Annotated in this window: 18 protein-coding genes and 5 tRNA genes; 11 read left to right on the plus strand and 12 right to left on the minus strand. The window is 45.1% G+C overall.

Features of this window, described 5'->3' with window-relative positions; translation table 11 throughout:
- The 3 genes from FTU01_RS02290 to pilB are packed head-to-tail and all read right to left on the minus strand — an operon-like array spanning position 1 to position 3,854.
- Positions 1 to 864, minus strand: coding sequence for an A24 family peptidase (locus FTU01_RS02290; RefSeq protein WP_218946452.1), 864 nt, complete (start codon positions 862 to 864; stop codon positions 1 to 3).
- A gap of 17 nt (positions 865 to 881) precedes the next feature.
- Positions 882 to 2,114, minus strand: coding sequence for a type II secretion system F family protein (locus tag FTU01_RS02295; RefSeq protein WP_179992193.1), 1,233 nt, complete (start codon positions 2,112 to 2,114; stop codon positions 882 to 884).
- A 30-nt stretch (positions 2,115 to 2,144) separates the two neighbouring features.
- Positions 2,145 to 3,854, minus strand: coding sequence for a type IV-A pilus assembly ATPase PilB (gene pilB, locus FTU01_RS02300; protein ID WP_180138006.1), 1,710 nt, complete (start codon positions 3,852 to 3,854; stop codon positions 2,145 to 2,147).
- Positions 3,855 to 4,132: 278 nt separating this feature from the next.
- On the opposite strand from pilB, the gene tpiA reads away from it, so the two are divergent.
- The 11 genes from tpiA to FTU01_RS02355 all read left to right on the plus strand — a co-directional run bounded on the left by tpiA (position 4,133) and on the right by FTU01_RS02355 (position 11,401).
- Positions 4,133 to 4,924 carry a triose-phosphate isomerase gene (gene tpiA, locus FTU01_RS02305; protein ID WP_159122713.1) on the plus strand — a complete coding sequence of 264 codons (792 nt, stop codon included), beginning with the start codon at positions 4,133 to 4,135 and terminating at the stop codon, positions 4,922 to 4,924.
- Positions 4,925 to 4,937: 13 nt separating this feature from the next.
- Positions 4,938 to 5,267: a preprotein translocase subunit SecG gene (gene secG, locus FTU01_RS02310; RefSeq protein WP_159122712.1), complete on the plus strand. Its 330-nt coding sequence runs from the start codon at positions 4,938 to 4,940 to the stop codon at positions 5,265 to 5,267.
- A gap of 53 nt (positions 5,268 to 5,320) precedes the next feature.
- Positions 5,321 to 5,405: transfer RNA gene (locus tag FTU01_RS02315), tRNA-Leu, on the plus strand.
- 53 nt (positions 5,406 to 5,458) lie between these two features.
- A tRNA-Met gene (locus FTU01_RS02320) sits at positions 5,459 to 5,535 on the plus strand.
- A gap of 81 nt (positions 5,536 to 5,616) precedes the next feature.
- Positions 5,617 to 5,693 (plus strand) — tRNA-Met (locus FTU01_RS02325).
- 71 nt (positions 5,694 to 5,764) lie between these two features.
- Positions 5,765 to 5,841, plus strand: a tRNA-Met gene (locus FTU01_RS02330).
- A gap of 88 nt (positions 5,842 to 5,929) precedes the next feature.
- Positions 5,930 to 6,006: transfer RNA gene (locus tag FTU01_RS02335), tRNA-Met, on the plus strand.
- Between the two features lie 224 nt (positions 6,007 to 6,230).
- Complete coding sequence (rimP, locus tag FTU01_RS02340) at positions 6,231 to 6,755, plus strand: ribosome maturation factor RimP (RefSeq protein WP_179992192.1); 525 nt, start codon at positions 6,231 to 6,233, stop codon at positions 6,753 to 6,755.
- A gap of 35 nt (positions 6,756 to 6,790) precedes the next feature.
- Entirely contained in the window at positions 6,791 to 8,275 is a 1,485-nt protein-coding gene (gene nusA / locus FTU01_RS02345; protein ID WP_004787201.1) for a transcription termination factor NusA, read from the plus strand.
- A gap of 10 nt (positions 8,276 to 8,285) precedes the next feature.
- Entirely contained in the window at positions 8,286 to 10,997 is a 2,712-nt protein-coding gene (gene infB / locus FTU01_RS02350) for a translation initiation factor IF-2 (RefSeq protein ID WP_180011351.1), read from the plus strand.
- Positions 10,997 to 11,401, plus strand: a complete 405-nt coding sequence (locus FTU01_RS02355; RefSeq protein ID WP_004810065.1) for a ribosome-binding factor A — start codon at positions 10,997 to 10,999, stop codon at positions 11,399 to 11,401. Before infB ends, FTU01_RS02355 begins: the two co-directional genes overlap by 1 nt.
- A 79-nt stretch (positions 11,402 to 11,480) precedes the next feature.
- On the opposite strand, the gene FTU01_RS02360 is transcribed toward FTU01_RS02355, so the two are convergent.
- From FTU01_RS02360 to hisIE, 9 genes are all read right to left on the minus strand, one after another.
- Positions 11,481 to 11,879: a Na+/H+ antiporter subunit G gene (locus FTU01_RS02360; RefSeq protein ID WP_005233541.1), complete on the minus strand. Its 399-nt coding sequence runs from the start codon at positions 11,877 to 11,879 to the stop codon at positions 11,481 to 11,483.
- A 10-nt stretch (positions 11,880 to 11,889) separates the two neighbouring features.
- Entirely contained in the window at positions 11,890 to 12,165 is a 276-nt protein-coding gene (locus tag FTU01_RS02365; RefSeq protein ID WP_004787192.1) for a monovalent cation/H+ antiporter subunit F, read from the minus strand.
- Positions 12,162 to 12,680: a Na+/H+ antiporter subunit E gene (locus tag FTU01_RS02370; RefSeq protein ID WP_034169751.1), complete on the minus strand. Its 519-nt coding sequence runs from the start codon at positions 12,678 to 12,680 to the stop codon at positions 12,162 to 12,164. The genes FTU01_RS02365 and FTU01_RS02370 overlap by 4 nt, the downstream gene beginning before the upstream one ends.
- Positions 12,680 to 14,488, minus strand: coding sequence for a monovalent cation/H+ antiporter subunit D (locus FTU01_RS02375; protein WP_180048023.1), 1,809 nt, complete (start codon positions 14,486 to 14,488; stop codon positions 12,680 to 12,682). The genes FTU01_RS02370 and FTU01_RS02375 overlap by 1 nt, the downstream gene beginning before the upstream one ends.
- Positions 14,488 to 14,853 carry a Na+/H+ antiporter subunit C gene (locus FTU01_RS02380; protein ID WP_004787185.1) on the minus strand — a complete coding sequence of 122 codons (366 nt, stop codon included), beginning with the start codon at positions 14,851 to 14,853 and terminating at the stop codon, positions 14,488 to 14,490. Before FTU01_RS02380 ends, FTU01_RS02375 begins: the two co-directional genes overlap by 1 nt.
- 4 nt (positions 14,854 to 14,857) lie before the next feature.
- A complete protein-coding gene (locus FTU01_RS02385; protein ID WP_180138008.1) occupies positions 14,858 to 17,695 on the minus strand; it encodes a monovalent cation/H+ antiporter subunit A in 2,838 nt (945 codons plus the stop codon).
- A gap of 437 nt (positions 17,696 to 18,132) precedes the next feature.
- Positions 18,133 to 19,527, minus strand: a complete 1,395-nt coding sequence (locus FTU01_RS02390; protein ID WP_180138011.1) for an AAA family ATPase — start codon at positions 19,525 to 19,527, stop codon at positions 18,133 to 18,135.
- A 39-nt stretch (positions 19,528 to 19,566) separates the two neighbouring features.
- Positions 19,567 to 21,069 (minus strand): AAA family ATPase, encoded by a 1,503-nt coding sequence (locus FTU01_RS02395; RefSeq protein ID WP_034590271.1) that lies wholly within the window; start codon positions 21,067 to 21,069, stop codon positions 19,567 to 19,569.
- A 19-nt stretch (positions 21,070 to 21,088) separates the two neighbouring features.
- A complete protein-coding gene (hisIE, locus tag FTU01_RS02400; protein ID WP_159122705.1) occupies positions 21,089 to 21,871 on the minus strand; it encodes a bifunctional phosphoribosyl-AMP cyclohydrolase/phosphoribosyl-ATP diphosphatase HisIE in 783 nt (260 codons plus the stop codon).
- Positions 21,872 to 21,942 lie beyond the last annotated feature (71 nt).

The raw sequence follows: 21,942 nt of genomic DNA on the forward strand, positions 1-21,942 counted from the left end.
TTACTGACCTAAATAGATTTTCATGATCTGCTCACCCCATAAAAAGGCAATCCAGCCGGCAATGGCAATATAAGGGCCAAAGGCAAAGGGCTGATTTTCTTTACGGACTTTAAGCAGGATAATCCCAATAATCGCGCCCACCAATGATGACAATAATACAATGAGTGGTAGGAGCATAGGCCCCATCCAGGCACCTAAGGCAGCTAGTAATTTGAAATCTCCATAGCCCATACCTTCCTTGCCGGTCACCAGCTTAAACAGATAGTACACCACCCACAAGCATAAGAAGCCAATGATATAGCCCCAGATGGCAGAATCAGGGGTAGTATAAATCGCATAACTATTAATGCCCAGGCCGAGTGCAGCCAGCGGCAAGGTATAGCGATCGGGTAATAACTGGGTATCGAAATCAATAAAGGTGAGGGCAATCAGGACATAGGTAAAAACCAGACCAAACAGCATCTGTATGGTAGGCCCAAATACTGCCACCACTATCAGCGCACAAGCAGCTGTGAGAAGTTCAATAAATGGATAGCGGATACTGATTGGATTCTGACAGTTACCACATTTACCACGTAATAAGATCCAGCTAATCACCGGAATGTTCTGATACCAGCGAATAGGAGTCTGACATTTCGGGCAGGTGGAAACTGGTTTGCTTAAAGTAATTTTGTTCTCATCAATGATGGGCTGGTCTGGATGCAAAAACAGCTGGCAATCTGTACGCCATTCCTGTTCCATCATTTTAGGGGTACGGTAAATGACAACGTTTAAAAAGCTACCAATACAAAGACTAAAAAGCCCAACTGCGAGATAAAGCGCAGTTGGGTTTGAAATAAAATAAGAAATAACATTAATAAACAAAATATTTAACCTGTAAATTAGCCAACCACGGAACCCATTTGGAAAATTGGAAGGTACATTGCGATAACAAGGCCACCAACAAGGACACCAAGAATTGCCATAATCAAGGGTTCCATCATGGAAGTTAAACCGTCGACCGCATTGTCGACTTCGTTTTCATAATGCGTCGCAACTTTATCCAGCATAGCATCCAATGCACCTGATTCTTCACCAATCGCAACCATCTGTACAGCCATAGAAGGAAATTTATCCGTGACACGCATGGCAAATTGAAGCTGTTGACCGGTTGCAACATCTTCCTTGATTTTCAATACGGCCTCTTCATAAACCACATTATTGGTCGCACCAGCTGTAGATTCAAGGGCATCAATTAATGGTACACCGGCAGCAAAAGTCGTCGCTAGGGTACGGCTATAGCGGGCAATAATTGCTTTATAGACCAGATCACCAAAAATGGGAGCTTTAAGTGCAGCTCTATCAAGCAAGTCTCGAAATTTTTTACTACGTTTTTTACTTTCAAGAAATATAGTAATAATAATTCCAATGCCAAGAATAAATAAGAACCAGTATTGCTGGAACCAATTTGACAAGTTAACAACAAACTGCGTAAAGGCTGGTAGGTCTGCACCAAATCCTTGAAAAAGTTCTTGAAATACGGGTACCACTTTCACCATCAAAATAATCGTCACAATAATTGCAACCACAATTACTGATATAGGATATTTCATGGCTTTTTTAATTTTTTGCTTTAACAACTCACTTTTTTCTTTGTAAATCGCGACACGATCCAGCATGGTTTCCAGAGCACCAGATTGCTCGCCAGATTCGACCAAAGAACAGAATAGGTTGTCAAAATATTGTGGGTATTTTCGTAATGCTCCCGCAAAAGTATTCCCCCCTTCAACTTCACCTTTGATTCCCAGTACAACCTCGCGCATAGATGGATTTTCTAAACCTTCTGCAACGATTTCAAAGCCTTGTACTAAAGGCACCCCCGCTTTCATCATGGTGGCTAACTGACGGGTGAAGATGGTGATATCCAAGGTGGAAACTTTTTTCTTCATCAAACCTTCGAGAATATTTTTTTTCTTTTCCCGGATGGTTTTGATCGTAATGCCTTGTTTGCGCAAGTTCACTTTTGCCAAGGCCATATTTCGTGCCGGCAATTCCCCCTTGATCTTGGCGCCTTTGCGATCAACCCCTTCATAACTGAAGATCGGTGTCATCTGGCCTTTTTTTACTGCTGCCATAGCTTTATCCTTATTTTATATTCAGCACGATCATTCGCTGGTTACACGATTGACTTCCTGTAAAGAAGTCACCCCCTGCATAACCTTCACTAACCCTGATCGGCGTAAATTGTTAAATCCTGCACGTGCGGAAGCTTCAGCAATTTCAATGGCATTGCCATCTTCCATAATAATTCTTGAAATCTCAGGTGTTACCTTCATAACTTCATAAATACCGACCCGGCCCTTATAACCTTCACGACATTCATTACAGCCGACTGGCTCATAAATCTGAAATTCAGGGCTTTGTAAATCTGCTTCGGTAAAGCCCATCTCCAGTAAGCTTTGCTTTGGAATGTCAGCCGGTTTTTTACATTGTGAACACAAGCGACGGGCCAGACGCTGCGCAATCACCAGATTGACTGAAGTCGCGATATTGAAAGAAGGTACGCCCATATTACGTAAACGGGTCAAAGTTTCCGGAGCACTGTTGGTGTGCAGAGTTGACATCACCATATGACCTGTTTGCGCTGCTTTGATTGCAATTTCAGCTGTTTCCAGATCACGGATCTCACCGACCATGACAATATCAGGATCCTGACGCAGAAAGGATTTTAAAGCAGCTGCAAACGTCAGGCCAACTTTATTATTGACGTTCACCTGATTAATCCCTTGCAGGTTAATCTCGACTGGGTCTTCCGCAGTAGAAATATTGGTATCTTCACGGTTCAAGATGTTTAAGCCCGTATAAAGTGATACGGTTTTACCGGAACCGGTAGGACCGGTAATCAGTAACATCCCTTGCGGTTTATCTAGGGCTTCCATGAATAACTCTTTCTGCTCAGGTTCATAACCTAAAGCATCAATTCCTAGCATGGCACTAGACGGATCTAAAATACGTAGAACCAGTTTTTCGCCAAACAGGGTAGGGAGCGAGTTAACACGGAAGTCGATGGCTTTGTTTTTTGAGAGCTTTAATTTAATACGGCCGTCTTGAGGCACGCGTTTCTCAGAAATGTCCATCTGCGACATGACTTTCAAACGCGACGCCAAACGGTTTGCCAGTTGTAGGGGCGGGGTTGCAATCTGACGTAAAACCCCATCGACACGATAGCGCACCCGATACATTTTTTCATAAGGTTCAAAATGTAGATCCGAAGCGCCCATACGAATAGCATCAATCAGTAACTTATTAATATATTTAACAATAGGGGCTTCTTCACCCTTGTCTTTTTCGTCTTCTTCTTGAGTCGGATCGGTTGTGTCGACATCGACATCCAGATCGAAATCATCATCAAAATCAAAAGTACTTTCTTCAGTAAAGTTTTGCTCAATCAGTTTTTCAAGTTTATTGTGTTCAACAATAACAGTTTCGATATTCAGTTTGGTTGCAAAGCGGATGGCATCCGTTGCTTCGATATTGGTCGGATTGCTCGTGGCGACATAAAGAATATTGGCGTTTTTATAAATTGGCAGAATACGATGCTTGGTAATCAGCTTTTCATCAATATCTTCACGCAGGATTTGTCCCGGATCATAAGCACCAATATCAAATAGAGGCTCACCAAATTCTACTGAGATCGTTTCAGCAATGGTAGTAGGGGAAAGATTATGATGACTGACCAAATAGGCCACGATATCTGTTTTTTCCTGTTTGGCATTGGCTAAAGCAGTCCGCATATCTTCAGCTGATAATACCCCTTCATCGACCAGGCGACGAATAAACCCCGTAAATCTTGGTGACCCCTGCAATGCTGTCATGCTTCAAATGCCTATCAATTCAATTTTTTTAATTTGCTATTCTAAAATTATACGTTTGTTATACAAAAATACCATAGCTGAGAATGCTGCAATCTTCGTGATATTCAGTAAAAGCTTGAACTGGTCGGAAGAACCGGGCATTTTTTTCAGTGATAACAAAAAATAACCATTTTGAATAGTCTAAACTGAGAAATAGGATGAATAAAACTATTCTTTAAATTTTACAATTCCGTGTAGAATGTGCCCAATTCAAGATATGTCAGTGAAATAGGTTATTTATGTCGGTTTCGACGATTACCCCTTGGGTGGTGGGCAACTGGAAAATGAATCCAATGCAGGCAGATGCCCAAGCTTTGGTTCAGAATTTAAAAGACTTGCTTGAGTCTGCACCAGTTTCAACAGAGAAATGTCATTTGGGTGTGGCGCCGACAACCCTTGCCTTAACTCAAATTCAAACTGCATTTGCTTCTGCTAATCGCCCTGTATATACCGTAGCACAAGATGTATCACGTATTGCAGGGACAGGCGCTTATACTGGGGAAGTGAGTGCTGAATTATTGGCTGATAGCCAGATTCACTATGTATTGATTGGGCACTCTGAACGTCGTGAAATTTTTGCTGAAAGTTCACAGATTTTAAATACTAAAATCAAGAATGCCTTAAATGCCGGTTTAACCGTAATTTACTGTGTGGGCGAAAGTCTGGAACAGCGTGAAGCAGGGCAGGCAGAAGCGGTGGTTCTCCAACAGATTTGCGATATCGCGACTGTGGTAGAAGATGAACAGTGGAAAAATATTGTGATTGCTTATGAGCCAATCTGGGCCATTGGTACCGGTAAAACAGCTTCTCCAGAAGATGCGCAGGCCATGCATGCCCAGATCCGTCAGGGTTTGAGCCAGATTACAGGTTATGCTGCGACTATGGCGATTTTATATGGTGGTAGTGTAAAACCGGAAAATGCAGTAGAGTTAGCAGCCTGCCCTGACATTAACGGGGCATTGGTGGGTGGTGCATCACTCAATGCTGAGTCGTTCCATCAAATTGCTCAAGCATTTGCAAATACACAATAATTAGGAGTTCAGCATGCAAACTTTTGTGCTGGTAGTACATATTATCTTAGCGATTTTGATGATTGTCTTGATTTTAGTTCAGCATGGTAAAGGTGCGGATGCAGGTGCATCATTTGGCGGCGGCGGTGCGGCAACGATCTTTGGTGCCTCAGGTTCGGGTAATTTCATGACCCGTTTGACGGCAGTTTTTACCGCATTGTTCTTTGTGACCAGTATTACTTTGGCGATTCTTGCCAAGAAACAAACCACGAATGCGTACAGTTTATCGTCAATTCAATCAGCACCAACTGCGCCTGCGCAACCGGTTGAAACTTCACCAACTGCACCACAAACGACCGAATAATTTTAATTAAACCTTTCTTTTTTTCAGTGATGCGACTAGAATGCGTCACAGCTGCGGTGGTGGTGGAATTGGTAGACACGCTACCTTGAGGTGGTAGTGCTTTCGGGCGTGGGGGTTCAAGTCCCCCCTTCCGCACCAACTTATAATCCAGAATATAAGTTGGTGTATGCAGCTAAAAAAACTTCTGTTGATGCGGGATGGAGCAGTCTGGTAGCTCGTCGGGCTCATAACCCGAAGGTCGTTGGTTCAAATCCAGCTCCCGCTACCAATCAATCCTTTTTTAAAGACGCAAACTTTTAAAAGGCAGCTTAAATCTGATTTAAGTTGAGAAGAATTATTTGCATGTTGTTGCGGGGTGGAGCAGTCTGGTAGCTCGTCGGGCTCATAACCCGAAGGTCGTTGGTTCAAATCCAGCCCCCGCTACCAATCCTTTAAAGCTGCAAACTTTAAAGGCAGTTTAGTGTAAAATATTAAGCTGAATGTTATTTGTATGCTGATGCGGGATGGAGCAGTCTGGTAGCTCGTCGGGCTCATAACCCGAAGGTCGTTGGTTCAAATCCAGCTCCCGCTACCAATTTTTCAGTAACAGATAACAAATATGCAGAATGATGTGGTTGTGATTGAAAAGTTCGCATCTTTTGTATATAATTTTTGCACGTTGATGCGGGATGGAGCAGTCTGGTAGCTCGTCGGGCTCATAACCCGAAGGTCGTTGGTTCAAATCCAGCTCCCGCTACCAAGTTTCTTAAAAGAGGCTCACAACTATGGTGGGCCTTTTTGCACAGTGGGATTTGAAAAAAGTTCAAATTGTGCATTAATTGGGGCGATTTACGCCCTTTTTTATTGGCTATCGTGTAGTGTCGACAATATTTGGTCAAATCTCCATGTTTCACTACTACTATAGTTTGTATTGGTTTGTAGTGGTCAAATAGATCATAAAATCGCACCAGATGACGAGAGTAAATGAAGCTATCAAATAAAACTCAAGCACTTCAGGACTTGATTGCACCAGCAGTTGAAGCCTGTGATGTAAATCTGTGGGGGATTGAATTCCTGCCACAAGGCAAACGTTCATTATTACGGATCTATATCGACAAACCGGTCGATGAAAATGCAGCACCTGTTGTCAATGAAGATGGCGAAGAAGAGCAGGGTCGTGGTATTGGGGTTCAGGACTGTGTACGTGTCACACAGCAAGTCGGCGCGATCCTGGATGTACATGATCCAATCTCAGGTGAATATTCGCTTGAAGTGTCTTCACCAGGTTGGGATCGTCCATTCTTCCAGCTGGAGCAGATGGCTCATTATATCGGACAAACGGTTGCGCTGCGTTTGATCAGTGCCGTCGATAACCGTCGTAAATTCCAGGCAAAACTGGTTGCAGTCGACCTTGAAAATGAAATGATTCAAGTTGAAGTAGAAAAGCAACAGATTTTGGATATCGACAGTCACAATATCGATAAAGCAAACTTGGTCTATCAAGATTAATTCAATTAATAAGAATCTGAACGAATAGGTGACTTATGGCACGTGAAATTCTTACCGTCGTTGAAACGGTTAGTAACGAAAAAGGTGTAAGTCGTGAAGCAATTTTTGAAGCGCTAGAACAAGCTTTGGTTGCAGCGACTAAGAAGAAATTCTACGAGGGGACTCACTCGGAAGAAGCTCGTCTTCGTGTAGAAATTGACCGTAAAACTGGTGATTATCGTACTTTCCGTCAATGGGAAGTGGTGGCTGATGAAGATCATGAAATGCCTGCTTGTCAGGATGCGATCTCTGATGTGGATCCGGCACAATGGTCGATTGGCGATATCCGTGAACTGGAAGTAGAATCAATCGATTTCGGTCGTATTGCTGCCCAGATCGCGAAACAGGTGATTGTACAGAAGATCCGTGAAGCAGAACGTGCACTGGTTGCTGATGCTTATGAATCTAAAGTCGGTGAGCTGATCTACGGTGAAGTGAAAAAACAAACCAAAGATGGTTTTATCATTGACTTGGGTGACAACGCAGAAGCGTATCTGGCACGTGAAGAGATGATTCCGAAGGAAATCCTTCGTCCGAAACAACGCGTAAATGCGATTCTATATAGCGTTAACCGTGAAGGCCGTGGTGCACAATTATTGTTGTCACGTGCTAAACCGGAAATGCTGATTGCATTGATGAAAAAAGAAATTCCTGAAATTTCTGAAGAAATCATTGAAATTAAGGCCGCAGCTCGTCAACCGGGTGTTCGTGCTAAAATTGCAGTGAAAACCAACGACCACCGTATTGACCCGGTGGGTGCTTGTATTGGTATGCGTGGTACACGTATCCAGGCTGTACAGCAAGAGCTCAATGGCGAGCGTATTGATGTGGTGGTTTGGTCGGATGATCCTGCGCAATATATCGCAAGTGCATTAGAACCAGCAGATGTATCTAGTATTGTCATCGATGAAGATGCACGTACTGCAGACATCATTTTCGCGACTAGTGATCAGCTAGCTCGCGCAATTGGTTCACAAGGTCAAAACGTTCGTCTGGCATCTGAACTGACTGGCTATAAGCTGGACATGATGCTGGAAGAAGAGTACTACGCACGTCAGCAAAGCGAAGCACAAAAATATCTGGACATGTTTGTTACACGTCTGGATATTGCTGAAGATTTGGCGATGGCGTTGGTAGAAATGGGCTTCACCTCGCTTGAAGAAATTGCTTACGTACCGCCAGAAACGTTTGATGAAATCGAACTGGATGCGGAACTGGTTGAACTACTGCAAAGCCGTGCGAAAGAAATTGCACTTGCTGATGCATTACAACAGCAAGAAAACGTACAAGCGCCAAGTGAAGAACTTGTTGCAATGGAAGGCATGACAGCAGAGATCGCGCAAGCTCTCGCAGCTCGTGGTGTGGTAACCGTAGATGACTTAGCTGACCAAGCGACTGATGATATCGAAGATATCGAAGGTCTCGGTGCTGAGAAGGCCGGTCAACTTATTATGAAAGCGCGCGAATCATGGTTTAACTAGGAGGTAGTATATGACGGACAAGTCGATTAAAGAGTTAGCACTCAGCGTGGGTCGCCATGTTGATAAGCTCCTAGAGCAGGTTCGTGAGGCAGGTTTACCACAGCGTAAAGCTGACGATATTATTACCACCGAACAACAAGATCGCTTAATGAATCATGTGAAAAAGACACAAGGTTCAGATGGCCATGCAGGACAAATCACGTTGAAACGTAAAACGACCAGTACTGCTAAAGTGGCAAGTACTTCAGGTAAGGCGAAAACGATTAATGTAGAAGTTCGCAAGAAACATACATTCGTCAAGCCAGACCCGGAACAAATTAAAGCAGAAGCTTTAGCGAAGGCTCAAGCTGAACAGCAAGCGAAAGCAGAAGCTGAACAGAAGTCAGCACCAGCTAAAAAACCTGCTGATGCACCTAAATCAGGTACAAACAATGCAAGCAAAGCGCTAGAAGCAATGCGTGCAGCTCAGAAACAAGAAACTGAGAAACAGGAAACACCTAAAGCAGCTGTTGTGGTAAAACGCAAATCAACTAATAAACCGATTGTGAAAGCAGCGGTTAAACAAGTTGAAACAGCAGAACAGAAAAAAGCGCGTGAAGCTCAAGCCGCTCAATTAAAAGCAGCTGAAGAAGCAGCACGTCGTAAGGCAGCTGAAGAAGCACAACAACGCACCCTTGAGCAAATGCGCAAGATGGCGTCGAAGTATTCTTCTGAAGATACCACTGCAACTATTCGTGTGATTGATGATTCTCCACTTGCTGCTGGTCTGGTTGGCCAGGCATATGAAGACTCATTTGCGAAAGAAGACCGCGAAATTAAACGTGGTACTAACACTTCAAATACACGTTCACCGAAAAAAGGTGGTCGTCGTGGTGAAGAGCAGTCTTTCCGTGATAACTCACACAAACGTGGTTTGAAATCTAGCCAAGCGAACAAGCATGGTTTTGAAAAGCCAGTGAAAAAACAGGTTTATGACGTTGAAATCGGTGAAACGATTGTCGTTGCTGACCTTGCTGCGAAAATGGCGGTTAAGGTTCGTGAAGTCATCAAGTCACTGATGAAAATGGGTGAACTGGTTACTCAAAACCAGGCAATCGATCAGGAAATCGCGGCACTTGTGGTTGAAGAAATGGGTCATAACCCGGTACTGGTTTCTGAAACTGCAGTTGAAGATAACCTGCTTGAACAGGCTGAAGAAGCTCGTGGTGCGCAAACCACTCGTGCGCCAGTTGTTACGATCATGGGTCACGTTGACCATGGTAAAACATCGCTTCTAGACCGTATTCGTCGTGCCAAAGTGGCGCAAGGCGAAGCAGGTGGTATTACCCAGCATATCGGTGCTTATCATGTAACAACTGATAAAGGTATTATCACCTTCTTGGATACTCCGGGACACGCAGCGTTTACTGCAATGCGTTCACGCGGTGCCAAAGCGACTGATATCGTAGTCCTGGTTGTTGCAGCAGATGATGGTGTGATGCCACAAACTGCAGAAGCAATCGATCACGCACGTGCAGCGGGTACGCCAATCATTGTTGCAATCAACAAGATGGATAAAGACTCAGCTGATCCAGATCGCGTATTGAACGAATTGACCACCAAAGAAATCGTACCTGAAGAATGGGGCGGTGACGTTCCTGTAGCGAAAGTATCTGCACATACTGGTGCCGGTATTGATGAACTTCTTGACCTGATTTTAATTCAGTCTGAATTGCTTGAATTGAAGGCGTCTGAAGAAGGTGCGGCACAAGGTGTTGTGATTGAAGCGCGTGTTGATAAAGGCCGCGGTGCAGTGACTTCTATTCTGGTTCAAAACGGTACGCTGAAAGTGGGTGACCTGGTACTTGCTGGTTCATCTTATGGCCGCGTTCGTGCCATGACCGATGAAAACGGTAAACGTATCAAGTCTGCAGGTCCTTCGATTCCAGTCGAAATTCTGGGTCTTCCAGAAGCGCCGATGGCAGGTGACGAAGTTCTTGTTGTGAATGACGAGAAGAAAGCACGTGAAGTTGCCGATGCGCGTATGGATCGTGAACGTCAAAAACGTCTTGAACGTCAATCTGCAATGCGTCTTGAAAACATCATGGCGTCTATGGGCAAAAAAGATGTGCCAATCGTCAATGTGGTATTGAAAACTGATGTACGCGGTACATTGGAAGCGCTGCATGTTGCATTGGCTGAGCTTTCAACGGATGAAGTAAAAGTACGTATCATTGGTTCTGGTGTTGGTGCGATTACTGAATCTGACGTAACGCTTGCTGAATCTTCAGAAGCGGTTCTTCTTGGCTTTAACGTACGTGCCGACAATACTGCACGTCAAAAAGCAGACGCAGACAGTATCGACATTCGTTACTACTCAGTGATCTATCAATTGATTGATGACGTGAAAGCAGCGATGAGCGGTAAGCTGGCTCCTGAACACCGTGAAACCATCTTGGGTGTTGCTCAAGTACGTGAAGTGTTCCATTCAAGCAAATTTGGTGCTGCAGCAGGCTGTATGGTACTTGAAGGCGTATTACACCGTAACAAACCGATTCGCGTATTACGTGATGACGTGGTGATCTTCCAGGGCGAGCTAGAATCTCTTCGTCGCTACAAAGAAGTGGTGGAAGAAGTTCGTGCCGGTATGGAATGTGGTCTTGCGGTGAAAGGCTATAAAGACATCAAACCTCTCGACAAGATCGAAGTGTATGATGTGCAATTGATTAAACGGAGTCTTTAATGGCGGGTAGTCAACGTCTGAAGCGTATGGCGGATACGGTACAACGCGAGTTGTCTGAACTGATCCGTCAGGAGCTGAAAGATCCACGTCTGGGTGGTCTGGTGACCATCTCAGCCGTGAAGGTGAGCCCAGACTTAGGATATGCAGAAGTTTATGTCACAGTAATGGGTCGTGAACTTGGTGATGAGCAAAGTGAAGCGGCAAATAAAGAAACACTCGATGTCCTGAATAAGGCATCCGGGTTCCTGCGCCATGAACTGAGTCGTCGAATCAAGACACGTATTACACCTCGTCTACGTTTCCATTACGACAAAACCAATGCATATGGTAACTATATGTTTGGTCTGATTGCTGAAGCAGTGAAGGATTTACCTCCTGCTGAAGACAAGAAAGATGAAGAATAAGCTTTTATAAAGCGCAATAAAAAAGCCACCTTAGGGTGGCTTTTTTATTGTTGAACTTTTAAGTAGAACTGGCTAACTATTACTTTGAATCCTGGTCATTCATTTTCTTTTCATAAAATGCACGACGGCGGGTTTTCTGCCAAGGCAATGGACGTTCTAGTGTTTCTGGCACTTCACCACTCATCGAGCGCAAACGTAAATGCAAGGCCGCTTGCGCCATCAGGTTGGCAGATACCGGTGCAGTAATGAAGGCAAACAGGGTAATCAGTACTTCAGCAAAACCTAAACGACCATAGATAGCCGAAAAAATAATAGAAGCGATCAGAAAGCTTCCCAGGCCTAAGGTACTGGATTTAGTCGGTGCATGCAGACGCATAAACAGGTCAGGTAGACGTATCATTCCAATACCACCCACCAGCATAAAAAACGCGCCAATCAATAAAAAAATCGAAACTAGTATTTCTAAAATCAAAGGCATTTAAAAACTCCTAGTCGATGACATGGCCAGTGGTGAAATAGCGGGCAAGGGCAGCGGTAGAAACAAAGCCCAGCATGGCCACCAGTAGGGCACCTTCAAACATGAAAGTGCTGCTCCAGTAGATTCCCAGAATCACCACCAGACAGGTTGCATTTAAAAATAGGGTATCCAGTGCCAGCAGACGGTCAACGATTGATGGGCCCATAACCAGCCGGATCAGACACAGTAACATGGAGATCGTGACAGCACCCAGACAAATCAGCAATGCATAAGGCAGAATGGTCATGCTTCAGCTCCTGATTGTGCGCTAAAAATTTTAATCAATGGTTGTTCATAGCGCTGTTTAATAGTTTCAATTTCGGCCTCTTCATCATCCGTACTTAAAGCATGCACCAGAATATCGCCACGATCCTGATCAATCCCCGCAGAGACTGTACCTGGTGTTGTGGTAATAATCATTGCCAGCAACGTATTTACTTCTTCATGCTCGGTATCTAGAGGAACACGAAACCATTTTGGATGCAGATTTTTAGTTGGCCCTAGCACCAGAATCGCGACTTTAATATTAGCGACAATGATGTCCCAAACAACGACCCAAAACAGGCGCATCGCTGGCACCCACCGGATATTCGGTGTGTAATCAATAAAAGGGGCGACCATTCTCGGAATCAAGATCGCCAGAAATATTGACATAAGGAGTGTGCCGGCTTCCATATTATGGGCCAGCATGATCCAGCTCATCGCCACAATGACCGAAACGAAAGGATGTGGGAACCAGCGTTGAAGTAATGATTCAGCCATTAAAGTCCCTCCGCCGGTTTAAGTTGATTGTCGTCGTATTTGTTCTGTTCAATATACTGCTTATCAATCTGACGCTGTTTAAATTCAGAAATATGATCGCCATTTAAGGTATTTTCTGAAATGACATAAGGAATCAGGTGCGCATTTGGATCAGGCGTTTCACCACCGTATTTGGTTTCTGGTAAATAACCCGGATCAAATGGCTGTACACTGATGAACTTACCTTCAGCATCACGTTTTAATAATGCTGCTTCATAAATCGGATTGGTCTTAATCTGTGCTGCGGTCTGATAATTATATTGATAAATCGGTGCAGCAAAAACAACATAGGCTGTCAGACTGAGCAATAACAGATAAATGACCCGGTCATTTCGTGCTGGTGCCTTGCTGGGTAAGGCTTCATATTTGCTGAATTCTTCAGAATTTTCATCCTGTTCCGGTCGGCTTGAACGCCAGAACAGAATAAAACCGACCCGGGTAAAAGCTAGAATACTCAGTAAGCTGACCAGTAGAACCGTAAAGATAATCAGCATTTGATGCTCAGACTGTCCTGAAGCTTGCAGGATAAACACTTTACCGAAGAAGCCACTGAAAGGTGGCAAGCCGGCCATCATCAAGGCAATGATGAAATACACAATAGAAACCAAAGTATTCTGTTTCATCTGTGGTGCAATTTTAAAGTGATCTTTAAATTCACCGCGTTGTGAAGTAATCCAGCCACACAGGATATAAAAGGCTGCGCCAATCAGGGTACTGTGCACCATATAGTACAAGGCACCTGCCCAGGCTTGGGTGCTGTTCATGGCAATCGCAATCAGAATGGTGCCGACCGAAGACAGAATCATAAAGCCGACGAAACGGCGTAAACGTTCAGTCCCAATGGCACCAAATGCGCCATACAGTGAAGTAATCACCCCAATGACCAGCAGACAGTTCATCAGGATCTGGTGGCTATATTCATCATCAAATACGGTGCCATTGACCCGGATAATTGCGTAGATCCCGACTTTGGTCATGATGGTAAACAGGGCAGCCACCGGAGTAGTTGCAACAGCATACGTTTTAGGAAGCCACAGGCCTACCGGTAACATGGCAGCCTTGATCCCGAACACCACAAATAGCATCAGTCCGCCTGCAACGGCAAGCTTATGTTCGTCACCTGCCAGAGTTGGCATCAGACGAGCAACATCAGCCATATTCAGGCTGCCGACACTGCCATAAATCATCCCGAGTCCGATCAGGAACATGGCAGAAGCGAGCAGGTTAATAGCCACATAATGCACACCGAGCTGGAAGCGTGCCTTGCCTTGCCCATGCAAAAGTAGAACATAGGATGCCATTAACAAGATCTCGAAGAACACGAACAGGTTAAACAAGTCACCGGTTAGGAAGGCACCACTAAGCCCCATTAACAGAAAATGGACCATGGCGTGGAAATAGCGCCCGCGAATATCCCATTCTTTGCTGGCATACCAAACGATTGGCAAAGCGAGTGTATAGGTCAGTACCAGCATCAAGGCAGAGAGCTGGTCCAGGACCAGCACAATACCAAAAGGGGCGGCCCATTCACTTAAAGTGTAGACACTAATTTGCCCTTGGCTGCTATTGATCAGATAGCCAATCGCCATAATCAAACCCAATAGGGTCGAAATATGACTCACGCCACGACGCCAAGGCTGACGCCAGTCGGTAATCAGAGAACCGGAACCTGGGTTACCTAACAGTACTAAAATAAAGGCAGTAAACGCCGGTAAAAGAATACTGAAAATAGGGGTGTGTTGATTCAAGAAGTTGAGAAGATCAGTCATTACGGCTCATCCTCACGTGGGTCATGTTGCGGTATCTCTTCTTTGGAATCAACGTGGTCTGTTCCTGATTCATAACGGCTACGTAAGGCCAGCTGTACAATAAAGGCGGTGGTAGCAAAACCGATTACAATGGCGGTCAGCACTAGCGCCTGAGGTAAAGGATCGGTGACCTGCGTGGCTTCGGTAAGCACTGCAGGCGAATTCATCTGAATACGGCCCATGGCAAATAAAAACAGGTTCACTGCATAACCAATCATGGCCAGTCCAAGGACGACCGGAAAGGTACGTGCCCGCAGAATCAGATAGATCCCGGTGGCAGTGAGTAGGCCAATTGCTGAGGCTAATAAAAGTTCTAAACTAATCATTCTATTATCCTCTTGGTACTGGGCCAGTCATACTTGAGTGACGGGAGTCACCCAGAACGGAAATCATCAGCATGGTCGCCCCGACTACGGTGACATAGACACCGACATCAAATAGCGCGGCAGAAGCCAGATGCATATCGCCAAGTAATGGTGGATGAACATGAATATGGGCACTGGTCAGGAAAGGACGTGACCAGAACCAGGCTGCGATGCCAGTCAGGCCAGCAATAGTCAGGCCGACGCCAATCCAGATTTCATAGAGACGTCCAGATTTAGCTCCCAGCATTTTTTCTGCATGATCCTGACCAATGGCAACGTATTGAATGATCAAAGCCAATGAGGTGACCAGACCGGCAATAAAACCGCCACCCGGAAGATTATGGCCGCGCATAAAGATATACAGACTCACCACCAGTGCTACCGGCAAAATCCATGATGCAGTAATTCTTAGCATCAAAGGGGAGGGGTTAAAACGGTAAGTCAGGCCTTGGGTAATGGTGGTGCCATGAGCACGCATACCATCCATCAGACTTAGTACACCAATGGCGGCAATCCCGAGTACGGTAATCTCGCCAAAGGTATCGAAACCACGGAAATCGACCAGAATTACGTTGACGACGTTTGTACCGCCACCAAGCGGAATCGATTGTTGGATGAAGAACCAGGAAATTGAATTATGGTCACGTGTCATAACTAGCCAGGCAACTGTTGCAATTCCTAGACCCCCGCAGACCGCAATCACTGCATCTCGCCAGCGTCGGGTCGGGCTGGATTCATAAGGTGTGAGTTGTGGCAGGAGTGACAGGCTCATTAGTAGCAGAACCGTCGTTACTACATCGACTGTAATCTGGGTCAAAGCCAGATCGGGTGCCGAAAAACCAATGAAAACCATGGTAACGACCAGACCGACTGCACCGCTGATCAGGATGGCTTTAATCCGTTCATGATGGAACCACAGCATCATCCAGCAGGCAGAGAACAGCAGTAACCATAGAACGATGGCAAGCACTGGAGCATGGGTCAGTTCGCGGCTACCGGTGTCGATCCCATTGACGACGAGTGGATAGCCCACCAGACCAATGGTAAACAGCACAATCCACAAAATGTAACTTTGCAATTTGCCATTTTCAGTCGCACGGCGGAAACGTCTTGAATTCAGTAACAGATTTTTCAGGAGCAGATCAAACAGTACACGGCCTTGCAGTTTGCCCAGTTTTGGATCCAGATCAATTTCCCGGATCGCACCGCCTTTGGCCAGTGCAAAATAGAAAATTGCACCGCCGAATATCGCGATGATACTCATCACCAAAGGCAGATTAATACCGTGCCAAAGGGCGAGGTGAGTACCTTCAAAGGCGAAATTCTGGGTTGACGCTTGTGTAGTGCTATTTACAATCTTTTCGACCAGTAATCCTGGTAACAAACCAACTGCAATACACAGGAAAGCTAATAAAATAGCTGGTGCACGCATACCGAATGGCGGCTCATGCGCATCTTTATTTGGGACTTGCTGACCTAAGGGGCCATCAAAAAATACGCCATGTACCAGACGAATCGAATAGGCGACAGCGAAAATCCCGGCCAGTGTTCCTGCAATAGCAGCACCGACCATGACTGGGCCACTTAAGTTTGCGACCAGTTCGGTAAAGAACATTTCCTTGGACAAGAAACCATTGGTGAATGGAATACCTGCCATGGAGGCGGCGGTGATCATGGTCAGTGTTGCGGTGAAAGGCAGCATTTGCCAAAGACCAGACAATTTTCGCAGATCCCGGGTACCGGATTCATGATCAATGATCCCGGCAATCATGAACAGGGCAGCTTTAAAGGTTGCATGGTTAATGATATGGAAAATTGCTGCTGCGACGGCTAGTGGTGAGCCAATACCCAGCAGACACATGATTAGGCCCAAGTGGCTAATAGTTGAATAGGCCAACAGACCTTTCAGATCTTCTTTAAAGATGGCAAAGAACGCTGCCACACACAGGGTAAATAACCCGATAAAAGTAACAATATTATGGAACAGTGCCGCGCCTGCAAAAATCGGCAATAAACGTGCGACTAAAAACAGGCCCGCTTTGACCATGGTGGCAGAGTGCAGATAGGCAGACACCGGCGTCGGTGCTGCCATGGCATTTGGTAACCAGAAGTGAAACGGGAACTGCGCACTTTTGGTAAAAGCACCGAGTAAAATTAATAATAATGTCGGTACAAATAGGGCATGTGCCTGAATCTGTTCGCCCATCATCAGGATCTGGTCGATCTGATAGGTACCCGTCATCTGTCCGAGCAGAATAAAACCACCCAGCATAGATAAGCCGCCCATGCCGGTAATGGTTAGAGCCATGCGTGAGCCGCGTTGGGCCGCTTCGTAATTGCTCCAGTAACCAACTAGCAGGAAGGAAGAAATACTGGTGAGTTCCCAGAAAATCAGGAGAATCAGAAGATTATTAGACAAGGAAATGCCGAGCATCGCTGCCATAAACAGCATCAGCAGGAAATAGAGTTTACTCAGGGAGTTTTTAGGACTGAGATAGTAATAGGCATAGATATAAATCAGGGTACCAATTCCACTAATCAGCAGAGCAAACAGCATGCCCAAAGCATCCAGCCGGAAACTGAAGTCGATTCCAAGCTGGGGTAGCCAGGACCAGGTCTGGGTAATTACCGTTCCATTAAATACAGCAGGCGCCTGACTCAACAGTAATAAGAAACTGCTGAGGCTGACGGCAATTGCTCCTAAAGCCGTTACCCCGCGTGAAAATTGCTTCAGCCACGAGACAAGGGTTGTGCCTAATACTAACGGTAACAATATAATAATTGGCAGCACACTCGTATCCATTGTCGTGATATAGGTTAAGGTCAACCTAGGGTGAATCTTTATCTTTCAAGGATTACAGGACCGCAAAGAGCGACCCAAAACTTCTCGATCTTGAAAGCCAGAATGATATTCAAACAGAATAAAACAGTTGTATTGCGCAACTTATAAACGATAGCAAATTCCGATTTTACAACGAAAATTGCAAGTAAAACCGATCATATTACAGGATAACCACAACATCAATGTTTTTATGTAGAACTTGTAGATTATACGTAAGCTTGGTTTTGATATGGGGTGCATGCTTGAACATCTCGTACAAATTTGACCGAAAATAAAGATCAAACTCCCTGCATTTATTGATAAAAATTTATAACTTCTTGATCAGAAATGCAGAAAATCAAAACCTATTCTTGCATCCTGATTTTAATTTTTAAATTGCATTATCGTTTCAGCACTAGTTAAGAAGATTGAGGCAGGCTTTGTGAATTATCCTGACTCAACAGTTGTAAAAGTTCTTGCTGCTGTTCTGTGCTTAGCTGTTCCTGAATCAGTTGCAAAACAGACTGAGCCGTCAAGTTGACTATTTCTGGTTCCTGAAGTGCATCTTCAACTTTTTCTATATCTGAATGATTTTGGCTCATCTCAAGCGGCAACTCTGCATAAAAATGATCATACTGAACCTGCATTGGATTTAGATGGATGGGATGCAACTGTTTATTTTCCAGTTTTAGACACTGAAAATCCTGAGCCTGCTCCAGCAATTCCGGCCGGTTTCCAGTCACAATAATCTGCAAGTTAGGAAACGCCTGATGCAGACGCGGTAAAATGACGGCGGCCATGTCCTGATCCAGTTGATGATCAATTTCATCAATCAGTAAAATGCCAGTACCTTCCTGACAGGGAAATAAGCTGTGCGGATTAAGCAGACAAAGGCGCCGTACAACATCTCCCACCAGTGCAATCCAGTTCCGGATACTGCTCGACAACTGCTGAAAGCTAAAGGTGTGATCCTGATAACGCACCATCAATTGCAGCTTGGGCTGGTAGTCCAGATAAATCTGGCTAAGTTCTGGTAGTACAATGGATAAAGCTTCACGCAAGGCAGTCAGGCTCGGTGTATGCATATGTGCTTTAGCTTTTTCAATTTGCTGGACCAGCTGATCTGCCTGTATATCATCCGATTGCTGTAGCGCCTGATCTAGAATCTGGTCAATGATCTTGGCACTTTGTGCATTTTCAATATCACTGATTTCACGAAACCATTCAAAGAAACGTGCAAAAGTCGTAAAGGGAATGGCGGTAATTTCATAGGCATGCGCAGTCTGAAAAATGGCCTGATTATTTTTGCTGAGTATATTGATTTCATTGACGAAGCGTTCAGCCGGATAATAGGCGACCATAGGCAGACCGAGCAAAGGGTCATGTTGTCTTGCCTTTTGATAGAGATTCACCATGGCATCGAGTTGCTGGGTTTCCGCTTTGGCAAAGCCAATGCCCTGACTATTTAAGGTTTTATATAACTGCCAGGAACAGGATTGGGCAGGGGCTGCTTCTCCCTGTGCTGATTCAGGCAATGATCCCAAATCATCAGGAAAATGCACCTGGATATCAATTTTGGATTGCAGACGATTTTGCAGGATATCCTGATCCAGCATACTTAAACCTGCGGTACGCAAGTCGCGAAAACGTGCAGAAAACCAGGTCAAAGCCTGATAACTCAAGCGCAGCAAGGTGGTTTTACCCGAACCCTGATCACCCAGAATTAAAGTCACAGGTGTTTTTTGCAGATCAAAATCGAGCTGGATATTAGAAAAGTGCAGAGCATGTTTGAGTTGTATTTTTTCGATGTGCATGGATCACCTGTAGCGTGATTTTTACATCTATGTTTTACCTTAGCCAACGGCTTGGCGCAGTGACTGTGGCATCCTGATTTTCAGTTGTTGAATGAGGTCATAAATGTGATGAATATTTAAGCTTACTTTAGCACGAGTACAGGCCACGTACAGCAGACGTAACTCTTCGTCACTAATTTTATGGTCTTTCTCATTCAGCTTGAACTGGTAATCATCTTCAATATGAACGCGATCCCATTCCAGACCTTTGGCCTTATGTGCGGTAGAGATGATGTAGTCCGCTTGCCCAATCGGCGTGATTTTGGCGAGAGCAGTTTTCAGGGGATCAGTACCATGTTCATCAACCAGTTTGACTAAAGGCTTGATATCACTGCCTTCATTGGTCTCACAGTATTCGTGTACATCATGCCAGGAATTAAACCAGGCCAGTTCAGGTACATCAACCACACGTTTGCCCTGTTTCAGCATCGCAGCGGCATCAACAAAACGGTTTAATTTGACATGATCGGCTTGCAGGCTGACTTTATCGCCACGTACTAAACCGGCAAGTAATAGTTCCATAGCACGCGCATTGGTCCGGCATAGAATCGCATCGCGTAATTTAGTGTGCGGTTTATTGACGACTTTGGAGTTTAAGTGCGGATTACCGAGTAGGGGCACGGTTTCATTCAATGCTCCCAAAATCGCATTGGCATTTAACGCAATTTCAGGCCCGAAACGGAATGAAGTGGTCAGACGAGATTCGGGTAGCGGCAGCTGCTGCATGGCATTCACTGCGCCACGCCAGGCATAAATCTGCTGATGCGCATCGCCGACATAGATGACCTGAGTGCTACGCTGTTTCAGCAAAATTCCCAGCATCAGTGGGTCGGCATCCTGTGCTTCATCAAACAGCACATAGTCGGCAGGAATATTGGGCTCAGACAATGCCCAAAGTTTCAGGTAAATATCATGCCCAATCCCGGCCTGATGATTGGGATCAATTGACTCTAACCAACGCCGTTCAACTGCTGGATAAAGTTTCTTTTGCAATGCTTCAATATCATCTGGGTGTAGCCAGCTCGGTGCCTGAATATGTCGCGGGGCGGGATATTGCGAACTGGTTGAGCAGAAATAGCCAACTGCATTCGCGACCAGACTGGCCAGACGCGAAGGCATCAGTACATATTTTTCATAACGTCCGCCCATCATCCGGCGCAAGGTCATCGGTTCAAGGCGATATTCTTTGGCAATAAAGCTTGGACTTAAACGCGGTAGGCGTAGTTTATCCGTGACTCCACGTGGAACACTGCGAAAAGCCAGGGAGTGAAACGTTCGGCAGTCCACACCCCGATGAAACTTGTTTTGTGCTTCTGAGGCAATGGACTTATTAAACGCCAGATACATGCCGCGCCGTTCCGGCATGGCATCACTGATCATTTGCAGGGTCGTAGTTTTACCTGTGCCCGCATAGGCAATGACTTTAAAAGATTTTCCCAGACGTGCGTTATCAATGGCAGTGGCCTGCTCATAGGTCGCTTTGGGTTTTTGCAGATCAGACACAGGTAGATTCATTCACGACTTAATGTTGACGATTGGCTTTTTCAACCAGACCGGATAGACCCTGACGGCGTGCCAGTTCATTCAGGACCAGTTGTGGATCAAGGTCAAAATAACCAAGCATGACAATGGTATGGAACCACAGATCAGCTACTTCATAGATCAGGTCATTCTTGTTGTCTTCAGAGGCTTCAGTTTTGAAATCTTTAGCCGCGATCACGGTTTCAAAGCTTTCTTCACCGACTTTTTCCAGAATCTTGTTTAAACCTTTATGGTACAGCTTGGCCACATAAGAGGATTCCGGATCAGCTTTCTTACGCTCTGCCATCATCTCGCCCAAGTATGATAATACTTCAACCTGTTCAGACTGAGCAGTTGAGGCATTCATAGCAAGGGTATGTGGATTTGTTGATTTTTCACCATAGATTGCTGCTGGATCTTTAATTTGTGCATCCACAATTTCCCAGCCATTCGGTGTCAGTTTACGATAGAAACATGATTCACGGCCGGTATGGCAGGCAATACCACCATGCTGTTCAATCTGTAAAATAATCACGTCCGCATCACAGTCCAGACGGATTTCATGCACAGTCTGGAAATGACCAGATTCTTCACCCTTATGCCATAACTTGTTACGTGAACGGGAGAAATATACCGCCTGATTTTTTTCAGCAGTTAAAGCCAGCGCTTCACGATTCATCCAGGCGACCATCAATACACGACCAGTTTGATGGTGCTGGGCAATGGCAGGGATCAGACCTTGTTCGTTAAATTTTACTTCATCGAGCCATTGCACGTTGTTCATAAGGGTTTCCATTAATTGAATCAGAATATAAAAAGATGGATAGGAAATATCCGTCCATAGTGTACGTGATC

This window comes from Acinetobacter sp. YH12043, assembly GCF_013419915.1.
In the GTDB taxonomy this organism is placed as follows: Bacteria; Pseudomonadota; Gammaproteobacteria; order Pseudomonadales; family Moraxellaceae; genus Acinetobacter.